Origin of the sequence: Lysinibacillus sp., assembly GCF_032093475.1 — a bacterium.
Lineage (GTDB): Bacteria > Bacillota > Bacilli > Bacillales_A > Planococcaceae > Lysinibacillus > Lysinibacillus irui.
Map to the genome: position 1 here is coordinate 1 of NZ_DAMDAY010000014.1, position 13,308 is coordinate 13,308.

A 13,308-nucleotide genomic window follows, 5' to 3' on the forward strand; every position below is an offset into this window, starting at 1 on the left:
AATAGGGTATTGTTTTTGAAGGATATTGTCTCTATACAAGCGTAGCCAACGATTATTGGTAGATATCTCAATACGGTATGGAATTGTATCAGGATTGGGAAAGCCAGGAATAGCAATTTGTTGACCAACTAAAAGATGATCTGGCTGAATCCCTGGATTAGCAGCAATGATTGATGTGATAGAGGTGCGATAATCTTGAGCAATTTGGGACAGTGTTTCTCCCGCTTTGACTGTATGATTCAATCTTGATTTCCTCCTAAGCATTGGTAATTGTTTTACTATATGCTTGAATGATTTAAGTAATTTTAAGAACGTAAATTTTTCAGCTCTTTGGATAGAATATAGAGTACCATGTATAGCCAAGGAGCATTGAGAATGAAGGAATTTAAGATTACTTATTTTTTTGATGAGATGCATTATGTGAGAAGATTTATTTATATTGAATCTCAGCAAGAAGCAGAGCAATTGGTTAAAAGTGAAAGAGATCAATATATATCCTTTACAGACAGTAGAGGTATCTATCATGAATTGCATACAAGGCATGTACGAGTTATTCAAATATCTGAATATCATCGTATTGATAAAAGTACAAAACAGAAAAACACATAATATATCCAGCACTACACACATTATAGGTAAAGGAGTGTGACAAGATGGATATGAATAAAGTACCACATCAAAAGAAAATGTTTATGAATTTAAATAGTAAAGATAAGCCTGATATGGTTGAATCAGATAACATTAGTCTTTTCGATTTGCATGAGGATATGCAAACTGTAGACGCTATTCCAATTGAAGAACTTAATAAGAGAGTGGAAAGAGAAGGCGATGAATTGATTGAAATGCAGCCTGATGAATTATAGGAGGTAGAAGTATATGCATGATGAAAAAGAAGTCCAATTTACCTCTGCGGGTACAAATATTAATGAAGTGAAGCAAAAAAACGCAGAGACAGGATTATCCTATAATGACGTAAAGGCGCTATTGGCTAAAACCGGAGGACATGGGACGGCTATCTATAGTGATACAGATTTTGAAGAAGTAAGACAAGAAATACACAAGAATCAGCAATAAATGTATGGGGAGGAGTAAGGTATTGAGTGCTCTTCCTTTTTTACTTTACAATGGTGAGTAAAGTAAGGGAGGTGAGCATCTTGTTAATAGGAGAAGAGAGTTGTCCATTATGTGGGGGGAAAAACCATTGTGGTCTAGTAAAAGGTGAAAAAGAATGCTGGTGTATGACAGTCAACTTTCCAGAGAAAGTTTTAAAAGTTGCACAGAAAGAGTCAGATAAATGTATTTGTCAAACATGCTTAGATACATATAAAGAAAAATACAAGCATTGAGAAATGATGCATCCGTAATTATTAAGTAATTGGTACAATTGTCTATCGCACAACAACCTAGCGGGCATACATTACTCTGAAAGGAGTGTGTCTAATGGTTAAACCAATTGAACTTAGTAATGTAACAAAGGCATATTTAGAGGAATATCAACGAATCCTCAAAAAAATGATGCAGGGTATGACCTATGTAACCATTACTTGTAGTATTTCAGAAAATTTTATTAAGCAAATCATTCCTCATCAAGTAGCGGCAATCCAAATGTCAGAAAATGTTTTACGCTACACAACAAATATTCCTGTACAGGATCTCGCATTAGAAATCATTCGAACACATACAGAAATGCTTGAAAGTCTTGAAGCGATACAAAATCGATGTTGTGTCGTACAAAATTCAGAGTACGAATTATACGAGTATATGTGTGCTTACAAAGAAATCACGGAAGCAATGTTTAATTGCATGTGTGCACCACCAGTATCCAATAGTATTAACATTAACTATTTAAGGGAAATGATTGTCCATCATCAGGGAGGTATAAGACTAGCACAAAATGTCCTTAGATTCTGTATTTGCCAAGAATTAATTCCAATTCTAAAGTGCATGATTCAAACGCTTTGTGAGCAACTAGAGGAGATGGAAAAGTTACTGGATAGCTTACAAAATTGCGATTGCGAGTGCTAGGTCAAATTTTAATCTTATACGGTAAAAAACGCTAAAGTCAAATGATGATTTTAGCGTTTTTTCTGCGTAAAAATAGTGTTTATCTAGAAAGTGAGAAATTGTCAATAAGGTGGACAAAAAAATAAGAAAGTGTAAAGAATTTTTGGAGAATATACTTTTGTTTTTTTATTGTTGGTAAAATATATATGTTTTATTTTGTTGAAGGTAATGAGGAAAGATCTATAATTCGTTTTAAAACACTGGGAATTTATATTTACTTTAGATTCGAAAAGGAGTGGGAACTATGTTCAAAAGGAAGAAGATTAGTCAAAACTATGATTATTTCTCAGCAACAAAAAACTCAGACATTGAGGCCAATGAACGTTTTAAAGAAAAACTAGATTTTCTTGCTTTGTCTAGAATAAGAAGGGAGTCTGTAGGTTTTTTACGTAAAATGTATGAGAACAATCGTCAGCATATACTGGATAATTTTTATGATCGTCTACTGGAAATTCCAGAGTTTAACCAGGTCATCAATACGCATTCATCAGTAGAGCGTTTGAAAGGCTTATTTGATTCACATTTTATTAGCTTATTTGACGATGAGTTAGATTTAGATTATGTATTTAAACGACGTAAAATCGCCTACATTCATGCTCGCATTGGTGTACTCCCGAATTGGATGATTTCAGCCTATACGTTGATCAATCAATTAATTATTCCGCTTATTGTAAAAGAACTATCACGAGATCAAGGAAAAATGCTTGATGTTTTATTGTCTTATGATAGCTTAGTAACGATTGACCAACAAATTATTTTGGAGACCTATATTGAAATTCAAGCAGGATCTGTAGTGAACGGTTTAGGCGAAATCATTACTTATAATACACAGTTAGATACAATAAAGGAATTGATTGAATTTCAAGATATTCAACATCAGGAGATTATTGCGGCAGACCAATTGATGCATGAGTTAGATGAAAGTATTGAAGAAATCGCCACATCTGTTGGTGATATTTCCGAGCAAACAAAGCAGGCGTTTAAAAAATTAAATGAGGATTTGGAATCTTTACAACAAATTTCATCCATTTTGCAAACGACCGATGAGGGGCATAAATCCATGCAGGAGGATATCAAACGTTTAGTAGATCGTGTAAATAGCGTCGCAAAACTAATGGAATTAATTAAGAAAATTGCAGATCAAACTAATCTGTTGGCATTAAATGCATCAATTGAGGCGGCTCGTGCCGGTGAAGCAGGGAAAGGCTTTGCGGTTGTTGCAGAGGAAGTGCGAAAACTTGCAGATGATACAAATACATCTGTTAAATCGATACATACAGATATCCAGGAATTACTTCAAATTACGCAAAATATTAGTTTTTTAACAACACAATTTTCACAAGATTTACATCAAGGTGTTACGGATACCTTACATGTTTCACAAATCCTTGGAGAAATAAACAGAAATTTACAGCAGCAAGGAGCTCGTTTTGAGGAAATAGCTACTACAACCAAGGTACAAGCACAATCCGCTACAATTATTTCTGAACGTAATCATACAATCACAGAGAGTATGCAAAAAAGTAAGGTAATTGTTTTTGATATGGGTTCTGCCATTTATAAGCTAAGTAAAATGATTGATGGATACCGATCAACAACGATTTCTAAAAACTTTATTATTAGCCAAGAGGATATTATTCAATTAGCGATTACAGACCATTTATTATGGCGTTGGAAGATTTATAATTTACTGCTGGGCTTTGAAGCGATGACTGAACAGGACGTAGGTTCACCGGAGGAATCGCGCCTTGGCGAATGGTATTATGGCACAGGCAAAAAGCTGTTAGGTGATGAGCGGGCCTATATAGAGCTTGAACAATCGTTTATTCATATACATGATATAGCTAAAAAAGCAGTCCGTGAATATAATACAGGTAATAAAGTGGAGGCTGAGAAATACCTGGAGGAAATTACGGAAGAATCTTCTGTTGTCATAGAAAAACTACAGGCGTTAAAGGAAATTTTACTAAACAGTAAAAAACAATATATACATTAAAAATTTGAGCAGGCTAGTTAAAACTAGCTTGCTCTTTATGTTTGCTATTCAGTTACGTTTATAGTAGGGGGGACACACATAAATGTCACTGTCCGTTTTTTACTATCATAGAGACACCATTCACGGTGGTCAATAACTGAACCTACGTTAACCCCATATTGTTTCTCTTGTATTGCAATCGGTTGGCCGTAACGAATACGGATAGGTAATTTTTTTTGCTGATGATAGAGTCCCGATTCATGGCTATGACCAAAGAATAACAATGGTTGATGAAAAGGAGGAAATGTAGGTTGCCAGTTGACGTTCCACTTAAATTGATGTCCGTGCATAAGTATCGCACCATCAATCTCCATTGACTCAGGTAAAGCTTTAAAACGTTGGATGCCTGTAACTTGAGTAATGCGTTCTTCTTGATTGCCTCGTATAGACGGGAAGGTTAGTAGTTCTTCAAATTCATTTTCTACTATGGCTGCCTTTTCCAACGACAAGCCAGACATAGTTTGCGCCTTTTTCTTACTAACAGTGCATTCATATAAATCACCTAACCCAATGATGGTTGCTTCCTCTGCTGTTTGTTGTATATGAGCAAGAACAGCTTTAGTATCTTCTATATTAGAATGTAAATCTCCTAAAAGTGCATAAAGCATGTAAACCCGGCCTTTCCTTTAATAATCGTACAAACATCATACACCTATTAGAAATTACTAGAAAAGTAAAACGTCTAAGAATATTTCTTTAATTTGAACGTGAGGAAAATTGCCAAGAAATTCATTGCTTGTTAAAATATAATCATAATTTTCTGAATTTTATTGATTTTGTGTGCTGGTGTTAATTTAGCGGTATTCCATGTAAATAGGGAAGACCTGTTAAACGTGTATATGGCAATGAAAGTGTAGGGACATCATGTTATCCCAAAGGTTCCACTCAAATGTATGGGACGGATTGAAGAATTCTGGATGCATGAATGTTGAGGCGAATTAATTTACTCTATCTCGGATTAAAAAATGAACTTTTGGAGGGCTTAAAATGACGACGTGTATGACAGATATTCTTGAAAACTATGCTGTACAGCAACCAAATACGATAGCAACCTTGTATGATGGAAAAAAGCTAAGTTATCGTGAACTTTATCAACGTGTTGATCGATTTGCTGCTTACTTACAGGAGCAAGGTTATGAAAAAGAGGATGTAATTGCATTATATACGCTTAATTCCGATTTGTTTTTAATCGCTTATTTAGGTGTTCAATTAGCAGGCTTTATCGTGATGCCCATTAACACTAAATTAGCGGCACCAGAGATTGATTATATTTTTAATCACTCACAGGCAAAGGGACTAATCTATGATGAAAGATTAGCAGAAACATTGAAGGATGTTTCCTATTCGTTCCAACATGCTATTGAACTTCAGGAAATGAATAATAGGATTGAACAACAGGATCGTGAAAGAACGATCGTTCCATTGGTGGCGGATGATACAGCCGTTGTTATGTATACCTCTGGTACAACTGGTAAACCAAAAGGTGTCATGCTCACCCATCATAATATTGCGGCTACAGCAGAAATTTGGTCTGCTTCTATGAACATGTCGAGCAAGGATAAGATGTTTATTTGCACACCTTTATTTCATTGTGCTGGCCTGCATGTTTTTGCTATGCCGATGTTTTATCAAGGGGGAACCGTTGTTATTGAAGAAGTATTTTCACCAACTAAAACATTAGCGCAAATTGCAGCAACAGAAGCGACGATTTTCTTCGGAGTTCCATCCATGTACACGATCATTTTAAATACGCCTGGATTTAAGGAACATAGCTTAAACCATTTACGTTTATTATGTTACGGGGCAGCTCCAATGCCTTATGAGCTTGTAAAACAAGTAAAAGAGGCATTTCCAAATGTAAAAGTTCAAAATCTATACGGTCAAACAGAAAATTCACCTGCGGCCACATCCTTACTTGATATGGATGCTTTAACGAAAATCGGCTCCGTTGGTAAGCCATTAGCGCATACAGAGGTCTGTGTAGTTGATAGTGAAGGTAAGTCAGTACCAGCTGGTGAGGTAGGGGAAATTTGTGTAAAAGGGCCACAGGTTATGAAGGGATATTTGCGCAATCCAGAAGAAACAGCTAGAACAATTAGAGATGGGTGGCTTTACTCAGGTGATTTAGGACGGTTTGACGATGAAGGCTATTTGTATATAGTAGATCGGAAAAAGGATATGATCATTCGAGGAGGGGAAAATATTTACCCAATCGAAGTGGAGGAAGTTTTATATCAAATGCCAGAAGTTTTAGAAGCAGCAGTGGTTGGCTTACCACATGAAGTGTATGGTGAGGTGCCGAAAGCATTTGTTGTTTTAAAAGAAGACAAATCCCTTGATGAAAATTCGATACTCTCCTATTGTCAGACTAGACTTGCCAAATATAAAGTCCCTTATGAGATCGAATTTTTAGCTGAGCTACCGCGGAATGCCTCTGGTAAGGTATTAAAGCATACATTACGACCAAAAGAAACGACGATTTAAGTATTATCCATTACGCTTTGGATGCATCACCATAATGGCTTTACATGTGATAGAATTCATGCTCGAATAAGCTTCTATTCTAATAGGAACAACTAGGAAAGTATCGTATAATAGAGTCTACGACAAATTGTATTAATAGAATTGGAGAAGAGATTACTCTTTGAATTAGAATAGGAGCGGAATTTGTCTTGTGGACAGGATATAAGCGCCTTTTACTTATTGGCATTTTGATCATCATGTTGCTGTCTAGCTGCCAGCCATTTTCACAGCAAGATTCACAACAAAAAAACCAATTAACAGTTTTAACAGTAGAATTTAATAGTGGAGCACCTATCCCTAATTTATATTTAACGATCACTGATGTACAAACAGGTGATGTAGTAGAAGAAGCAATTGGTTCTGAAGAAGGGGAAGCAATATTTTCGAAGCTAAAGGCAGGACGAGAATATGCAATTGCTGCAACTACACTAGAAAATAGTGAGGCAAATGTCGGATATACAACAATTGAGAATTTTACGTACGATACAACAAAGCCGTACTATCGATTGCAAACACATTTTTCTAGAGACGAGCAAGAATTAGATGTACCTGTTGTTATGCAAAATCCTGAACTGCCACATGGCTGTGAAATCACATCACTCACAGCCGTGTTAAATTATTTTGGAATGAATGTGACAAAGCTTGAAATGGCAGATCATTATTTACCAAAGCAAGAAATACGTACAGTAGGCGGAAAACGTTTTGGACCAAATCCAAATGTAGCTTTTGCTGGCAATCCTCGTGATAAGGCTCATGGGATGTATGTTTTTGCTGCACCAATTGTCAAAGCGGCAGAGGCAGTCATTGCTGATAAACAGGAAAATTTACGCGTAACGAATATGAGTCAGGCATCACAGGCAGATATTTTAGAGCTAGTCCGTGAGGGAGTTCCTGTTGTGACATGGGTGACACTGGATTTATCAAAGCCTAAACAAAAAGCTGAACGAGGCTGGATTTATGAAGGTGAGTCAACTTCACGGGATGCCTTTATGAATTTACATGCTGTTGTTTTAACAGGACATTTAGGCGATAAAGTAGTTGTAATGGACCCGTTAAAGGGCTACGTAACATACAATGTGGATCAGTTCTTTAATAGCTATCGTGAGTTAGGCAAACAGGCTGTAGCTGTCCATAAATAAGCAAGCTATAAATCTTTAGTATGTTACACTAATAAAAAAAGCAAAAAGTGAGTTGAGTAGAATGGCCATTGAACACGCTTTTTTACCCGTATTGCTTGGGGATGAAATGAATGCTTATGGCATGGCCAGAGCATTTTACGAAGCCTATGGTGTAAAGCCCCTTGCACTAAATCATACAAACATGGAAAAAATTCAGCAAAGTGATTTACTGACTTTTCGTGAGGTACCGAGACTTCATATAGAAGAACGATTTGTTACGGCACTTAAGTCAATTGCCCAGGAATTTATAGATAAAAAATTACTGCTCCTAGCCTGTGACGAATTTTATGTCAAAAAAATTGTAGAGCATAAAGCAGAATTAACAGGGGATTTCATTATTCCTTATGTAGATGCTACACTTGCTCATCAGTTATTAACCCGAGAAAAGATGTATGAGCTTTGTGCACAATATGGTTTTCAATTTCCTGCCATGCATGTATGCACGGTTAATGATTATGACAACTTCGACATGCCTTTTGAGTATCCAATTGTCATTAAGCCCATGAATATGGAAAAATATGCTGCATGTATTTTTCCTGGTAAGAAAAAAGTATATATTGCACATGATAAGGATGAAAAGGACAGTATATTCCATGCTATTTATAAGGAATCAGCCTATCGTGATGATCTGATGATTCAGCAATATATTCCAGGAGAAGATGCTAATATGCGTGTTGTCAATGCGTATGTTGGACAAGATGGAAAAGCAAAACTTCTTGCTGTGGGCAATCCCATTTTAGAAGAGCATTCTCCAGAAGGAATAGGTCGTTATGTAGCCATCATGACAACTTATAATAAGGAATTGATGGATATCGTGAAGACATTCCTTGAAGCAATACAATTCCAAGGCTTTGCTACATTCGATATGAAATATGATGATCGAGATGGTCAATATAAATTGTTGAGTATAGAATTACATAATGAGCTTTCCAATTATTATGTGACAGCTAGTGGCTATAACTTTATGCAGTATGTAGCGGATGATTTTGTTCGAGGGAGTAAACAATCGTTAACATACGTGGAAAACAAGCATCTTTGGACGATTGTACCAAATGGTGTTCTATTCAAATATGTTCAAAATGAACAATTAGTAATTGAAGCGAAAAGCTTGATTCGTCAAGGGATGGCTACAGATTCTATTTTTAATTATAAGGATATGAATGCGAAACGATGGTTGAATGTTACGCTTGATAATTTAAGCTTTTATCGCAAATATAAGAAATATTTTAATAACAAAGGTCTGTCTAATATATGAAAAAACAAACTTTAGGTATCATTGGTGGCGTAGGGCCACTTGCAACAATGTTTATTGGTGAAATGATTGTAAGACGTACGAAGGCACAAAAGGATCAGGAGCATTTACATACGATCATAGATAATGATACAAATATCCCTGACCGTACAGCTTTTATTTTAGATAAAACGAAGGATAATCCAGTTCCAGTCATAATTGAGGATGCAAAAAAATTAGCTTCTGTAGGGGCAGATATGATTGCTATTCCATGTAATACAGCCCATACGTTTTATCATGATATTCAAGAGGGTTCACCCATTCCAGTATTGCATATGATTCGTGAAACAGCGAAGCGTGCTGCGGATTTAGGTGCAAAACGTGTTGGTATTTTAGCAACGACAGGTACCTTAACATCTCGTATGTACCAAGAAGCCTTAGAGGAATATGGCATTACACCAGTAGTACCAGATAATGAAATGAGAGCCTATGTTATGACTATCATTTATGATTATGTCAAGGCTGGTAAGGATGTTACGCTGGAGGACTGGCAACCACTAGAAGATGCGATGCTGGCATTAAATTGTGATCGCATTGTGTTAGGCTGTACAGAGCTATCTATTGTTAATCGGGATTTGAAATTAAATGAAATATATATCGATTCGCTAATCGTATTAGCTGAATGTGCCATTTTGGCTTGCGGTTATGAGCTAGTCGATTAGTTGTTGAGTGAATTGAAAAGAATCTGCTTGCTTTTCACGGGTAAGCTACAAGTCTTTAAAGAGTTGTGGACATGCTACTTTTTCCGTGTTAGGTTAGGCAGATTTTTTATGGAAGGAACCGCTGATTTTTGAAACGAATGGTCCATTGCTTCGTACATATAAAGTAGGAAACGGCGGAGTGTGTTAAACTAGTGTCAAGTAGATAGAAGGTGGGAAATAACATGTCAGTCATTAATTTATTAAAAGAAGAAATTCAAGCAAAATGGAACTTTGAAACACCTATGAAAATTCAAGATGAAATGATACCAGCTATGCTTGAAGGTAAAGACATTGTAGCGGAATCGCCAACGGGATCAGGTAAAACATTAGCGTATGTTTTACCACTATTGAATAAAGTAAATGGGGCAAAAAAACAAACACAGGGACTGATCGTAGCTCCTTCACAAGAACTTGCTATGCAGATTGTAGAAGTTATCCGCGAATGGACAGCTGGCACAGATATTACAGTTCAGCAGCTTATTGGTGGTGCCAATTCTGCTCGTCAAATTGAAAAGCTAAAGAAAAAACCAACGATTGTTGTTGGAACTCCTGGCCGTTTAAATGAATTAGCACGAGCAGGAAAATTAAAACTAAAAGAAATAGAAACGATTATTTTGGATGAGTGTGATCAACTGCTTAGTCGCGAATACCGTGTAGTTATCAAATCCTTTATCGAAGGTTCTGCCTATGGCCGACAAGTCGTTGTTGTTTCAGCTACGATTACAGAGGAAATTGAATTAGTAGCAAGTCGTATGATGTTCGAACCAGTTCGTTTTAAAATTAAGCCAGAGGATATGTTAAAGGTCGGCAAAGTTATCCACTCATTTGTGAAGGTAGAAGAACGTGATAAAACTGATTTTCTACGAAGACTATCACATACTGAAGGGTTAAGAGCACTTGCTTTCGTCAATAATATCGATCAATTATTAATGAAGGAAACGAAATTACAATATCGCTCTGCGCCAATCGTAACACTTCACTCCGACATGAAAAAGGAAGAACGTAAAAAGGCATTAGATGCATTCCGTAAAGGGGATGCACGTATTTTAATCGCAACAGATATCGCCGCTCGTGGTTTAGATATTGCAGGTTTAACACATGTTATTCATGTTGATGTACCAAGAACAATTGAACAGTACTTACATCGCTCAGGGCGTACTGGTCGTGCAGGAGCAGACGGAGAAGTATTGACGTTATTATCTTATCGTGATGAGAAGACCTATAAAAAATGGACAAGAGAAATTCCAGGCAAGCCTGTGCAAAAAATATGGCATGATGGCAAGCTGATTGAAGGTAATTCTAAAACAATTGGACAAAAGCGAGGGAATTAACATGACATTTGATGAAAAATTACAGGCATATGCAGAGCTTGCGGTAAAAGTGGGTGTCAATATTCAACCAGGTCAATATTTGTTAGTGAATACATCAGTAGAAGCTTTAGATTTTGCTCGTTTAGTTGTAAAAGAGGCTTATAAGGCTGGCGCAGGGCGTGTCCATGTAAACTTTTCGGATGATGAAATGGATCGTGCGTATTTTGAACACGCTTCTGATGAGGAGTTTAATCGTTTCCCTGAATGGGTCGTAAAAATGCGTGATGAACTAATTGAGCGTAAAGGTGCTTTACTATGGATTGATGCTGCTGATCCTGATAAATTGACAGGAATACCTGCAGACAGATTAGCAACACACCAAAAAGTGTCAGGAGCAGCATTGAAAAATTATCGTAATGCAGTCATGAAGGATTTAATTGCTTGGTCTATCGTCGCGGTTCCTTCACCAAAATGGGCAGCGAAGGTATTTCCTCAATTAACGGAAATGGAGCAAGTTCCAGCATTGTGGGAAGCTATCTTTAAAACGGTTCATATTGGGGAAGGGAATGCAGTGGATAATTGGCGAGAGCATGTAGCTAATTTAGAATCACGTGCACAATTGCTAAATAATAAAAAATATGCAAAGCTTCACTATACAGCACCAGGAACAGATTTAACAATTGCCTTAGCGCCACAGCATAAATGGCTAACAGGTGGCAGTCAAACACCAGACGGTAATATTTTTATTGCCAATATGCCGACAGAAGAAGTTTATACACTTCCGATGAAACAAGGTGTAAATGGGTACGTAAGTAATACCAAGCCTTTAGTTTATCAAGGCAATATCATTGATGGCTTTAAATTAACCTTTAAAGAGGGCAAAATTATTAAAGCAGAAGCTGAAGTGGGTCATGATTTACTGCAAGAGCTGATACAAGTAGATGAAGGCTCTAGCTATTTAGGTGAAGTAGCACTTGTCCCTCATGAATCACCAATTTCAGCGTCGGAGATTTTATATTTCAATACGTTATTCGATGAAAATGCTTCAAACCATTTAGCTATCGGTGAAGCCTATCCGACATGCTTAGAAGGTGGAAGAGATTTAGAAAATGGTCAACTTGAGGCACTAGGTGCAAATATTTCTGTGACACATGAGGACTTTATGATTGGTAGTGGAGAAATGGATATTGATGGTATTTTATCGGATGGTACAGTAGAGCCAATTTTCCGCAAGGGTAGCTGGGCCTTTTAATCACTAGTCAAAGTGCAAAGGAGGAGAGTAGATGAAGCGATTATGGAGCTTCATCGGTGTGACGATATTAGCAATGACATGTTGGGCCTCATCTGCTTATGCTCAAACAGAAAGCTATATAGCTATTGGAGATTCCTTAGCTGCTGGTCAAACACCTTATCAAGAAATTGATGCAGGATATAGTGATTTAATAGCCATGAAGTTAAGTTCACTGGGTCAATTATCATTTTATACAAAAGAACTTGCCTTTCCAGGCTTTACAACGGCCGATGTGCTAGAACGAATCCAATCTGAGGAATCCAAACACTTACTAGAAAATGCGACCCTTATTACAGTGTCAGCAGGGGCCAATGATTTATTACGCCTTGTTAAAGTGAACCCAACTGCTGGCACATTAGCATTTTCACAGCTTCAAACAGATTCCACTTTAAACTTGGCTAGAAAAAATATGATAACCATTTTAGATGAGTTAAATGAACTTGCGCCGAAAGCAAAGATTTTTGTAATGGGCTATTATTTTGCCTATCCATATGTTCATCCTACACAAAAAAAGGGAACGAACGAACAGCTAGTTAAATTAAATACGATTTTACAACAACAGGCAGAGGATGCAGGAGCGGTTTATGTAGATGTTTATGATCGCTTTGGATTGGATGCCATAAACTACTTACCAAATAGTGCAGATGTTCATCCAAACTTTGAAGGCTACCGTCAAATGGCTAATGCATTTTTACAGTCTTATAGTGGTAGTAATGCTTTGACGATCTCTTCATCCGAATTACCCAAGCCCAATCCTCTATCGTTTGAGGAAATTATAAAGCAACAATTATCAGCGAAATCCAAGGAACGGGAAACGACACAACGGCAGTCTACCCGTACAGCTTATGCTATTCAAGGATTTCCTGGCTATAAAGCTTTTATAGAAAACATTTAAATAATCGTTATTAAAGGGCA

General features: G+C 36.9%; 15 protein-coding genes. 13 read left to right on the forward strand and 2 right to left on the reverse strand.

Translation table 11 applies throughout. The annotated features are described in order from the left end of the window. Nucleotides 1-243 (reverse strand): LysM peptidoglycan-binding domain-containing protein (locus RT445_RS05350; RefSeq protein ID WP_313470002.1); only part of this gene is annotated, 243 nt, incomplete at its 3' end. Nucleotides 244-375: 132 nt separating this feature from the next. Here RT445_RS05350 and RT445_RS05355 point away from each other — a divergent pair. From RT445_RS05355 to RT445_RS05380, 6 genes are all read left to right on the forward strand, one after another. Beyond that, entirely contained in the window at nucleotides 376-609 is a 234-nt protein-coding gene (locus RT445_RS05355; RefSeq protein ID WP_274794552.1) for a hypothetical protein, read from the forward strand. 44 nt (nucleotides 610-653) lie between these two features. Then, on the forward strand, nucleotides 654-863 hold the full coding sequence (locus tag RT445_RS05360; RefSeq protein WP_274794551.1) for a hypothetical protein: 210 nt from the start codon (nucleotides 654-656) through the stop codon (nucleotides 861-863). Nucleotides 864-876: 13 nt separating this feature from the next. Then, nucleotides 877-1,074: a gamma-type small acid-soluble spore protein gene (locus RT445_RS05365; protein ID WP_313470005.1), complete on the forward strand. Its 198-nt coding sequence runs from the start codon at nucleotides 877-879 to the stop codon at nucleotides 1,072-1,074. An 80-nt stretch (nucleotides 1,075-1,154) separates the two neighbouring features. Beyond that, nucleotides 1,155-1,346, forward strand: coding sequence for a cysteine-rich CWC family protein (locus RT445_RS05370; protein ID WP_274794549.1), 192 nt, complete (start codon nucleotides 1,155-1,157; stop codon nucleotides 1,344-1,346). Nucleotides 1,347-1,440: 94 nt separating this feature from the next. Beyond that, nucleotides 1,441-2,025, forward strand: a complete 585-nt coding sequence (locus RT445_RS05375) for a DUF305 domain-containing protein (RefSeq protein ID WP_274794548.1) — start codon at nucleotides 1,441-1,443, stop codon at nucleotides 2,023-2,025. A 283-nt stretch (nucleotides 2,026-2,308) separates the two neighbouring features. Beyond that, nucleotides 2,309-4,060 (forward strand): protoglobin domain-containing protein, encoded by a 1,752-nt coding sequence (locus RT445_RS05380; protein WP_313470008.1) that lies wholly within the window; start codon nucleotides 2,309-2,311, stop codon nucleotides 4,058-4,060. A 44-nt stretch (nucleotides 4,061-4,104) separates the two neighbouring features. On the opposite strand, the gene RT445_RS05385 is transcribed toward RT445_RS05380, so the two are convergent. Further along, on the reverse strand, nucleotides 4,105-4,707 hold the full coding sequence (locus tag RT445_RS05385) for a metallophosphoesterase family protein (protein WP_274794546.1): 603 nt from the start codon (nucleotides 4,705-4,707) through the stop codon (nucleotides 4,105-4,107). Nucleotides 4,708-5,086: 379 nt separating this feature from the next. On the opposite strand from RT445_RS05385, the gene RT445_RS05390 reads away from it, so the two are divergent. The 7 genes from RT445_RS05390 (at nucleotide 5,087) to RT445_RS05420 (ending at nucleotide 13,288) form a co-directional block, all read left to right on the forward strand. After that, nucleotides 5,087-6,583 (forward strand): class I adenylate-forming enzyme family protein, encoded by a 1,497-nt coding sequence (locus tag RT445_RS05390; protein ID WP_313470010.1) that lies wholly within the window; start codon nucleotides 5,087-5,089, stop codon nucleotides 6,581-6,583. A gap of 188 nt (nucleotides 6,584-6,771) precedes the next feature. Then, entirely contained in the window at nucleotides 6,772-7,761 is a 990-nt protein-coding gene (locus RT445_RS05395; protein ID WP_312507227.1) for a C39 family peptidase, read from the forward strand. A gap of 61 nt (nucleotides 7,762-7,822) precedes the next feature. Then, nucleotides 7,823-9,055, forward strand: a complete 1,233-nt coding sequence (locus tag RT445_RS05400; RefSeq protein WP_313470013.1) for a carboxylate--amine ligase — start codon at nucleotides 7,823-7,825, stop codon at nucleotides 9,053-9,055. Further along, nucleotides 9,052-9,753 carry a cysteate racemase gene (cuyB, locus tag RT445_RS05405; protein WP_274794541.1) on the forward strand — a complete coding sequence of 234 codons (702 nt, stop codon included), beginning with the start codon at nucleotides 9,052-9,054 and terminating at the stop codon, nucleotides 9,751-9,753. Before RT445_RS05400 ends, cuyB begins: the two co-directional genes overlap by 4 nt. Nucleotides 9,754-9,974: 221 nt before the next feature. Next, nucleotides 9,975-11,123 (forward strand): DEAD/DEAH box helicase, encoded by a 1,149-nt coding sequence (locus RT445_RS05410; RefSeq protein ID WP_274794540.1) that lies wholly within the window; start codon nucleotides 9,975-9,977, stop codon nucleotides 11,121-11,123. A gap of 1 nt (nucleotide 11,124) precedes the next feature. Then, a complete protein-coding gene (locus tag RT445_RS05415) occupies nucleotides 11,125-12,354 on the forward strand; it encodes an aminopeptidase (RefSeq protein ID WP_313470017.1) in 1,230 nt (409 codons plus the stop codon). Between the two features lie 31 nt (nucleotides 12,355-12,385). Continuing rightward, nucleotides 12,386-13,288 (forward strand): SGNH/GDSL hydrolase family protein, encoded by a 903-nt coding sequence (locus tag RT445_RS05420; protein WP_313470019.1) that lies wholly within the window; start codon nucleotides 12,386-12,388, stop codon nucleotides 13,286-13,288. Nucleotides 13,289-13,308: the final 20 nt, after the last annotated feature.

Bases quoted from the DNA above. Each gene is read 5' to 3' on its own strand.
- RT445_RS05355 (WP_274794552.1), top strand. From the start codon at position 376: ATGAAGGAATTTAAGATTACTTATTTTTTTGATGAGATGCATTATGTG.
- RT445_RS05360 (WP_274794551.1), top strand. From the start codon at position 654: ATGGATATGAATAAAGTACCACATCAAAAGAAAATGTTTATGAATTTA.
- RT445_RS05365 (WP_313470005.1), top strand. From the start codon at position 877: ATGCATGATGAAAAAGAAGTCCAATTTACCTCTGCGGGTACAAATATT.
- RT445_RS05375 (WP_274794548.1), top strand. From the start codon at position 1,441: ATGGTTAAACCAATTGAACTTAGTAATGTAACAAAGGCATATTTAGAG.
- RT445_RS05380 (WP_313470008.1), top strand. From the start codon at position 2,309: ATGTTCAAAAGGAAGAAGATTAGTCAAAACTATGATTATTTCTCAGCA.
- RT445_RS05385 (WP_274794546.1), bottom strand. From the start codon at position 4,707: ATGCTTTATGCACTTTTAGGAGATTTACATTCTAATATAGAAGATACT.
- RT445_RS05390 (WP_313470010.1), top strand. From the start codon at position 5,087: ATGACGACGTGTATGACAGATATTCTTGAAAACTATGCTGTACAGCAA.
- RT445_RS05400 (WP_313470013.1), top strand. From the start codon at position 7,823: ATGGCCATTGAACACGCTTTTTTACCCGTATTGCTTGGGGATGAAATG.
- cuyB (WP_274794541.1), top strand. From the start codon at position 9,052: ATGAAAAAACAAACTTTAGGTATCATTGGTGGCGTAGGGCCACTTGCA.
- RT445_RS05410 (WP_274794540.1), top strand. From the start codon at position 9,975: ATGTCAGTCATTAATTTATTAAAAGAAGAAATTCAAGCAAAATGGAAC.
- RT445_RS05415 (WP_313470017.1), top strand. From the start codon at position 11,125: ATGACATTTGATGAAAAATTACAGGCATATGCAGAGCTTGCGGTAAAA.
- RT445_RS05420 (WP_313470019.1), top strand. From the start codon at position 12,386: ATGAAGCGATTATGGAGCTTCATCGGTGTGACGATATTAGCAATGACA.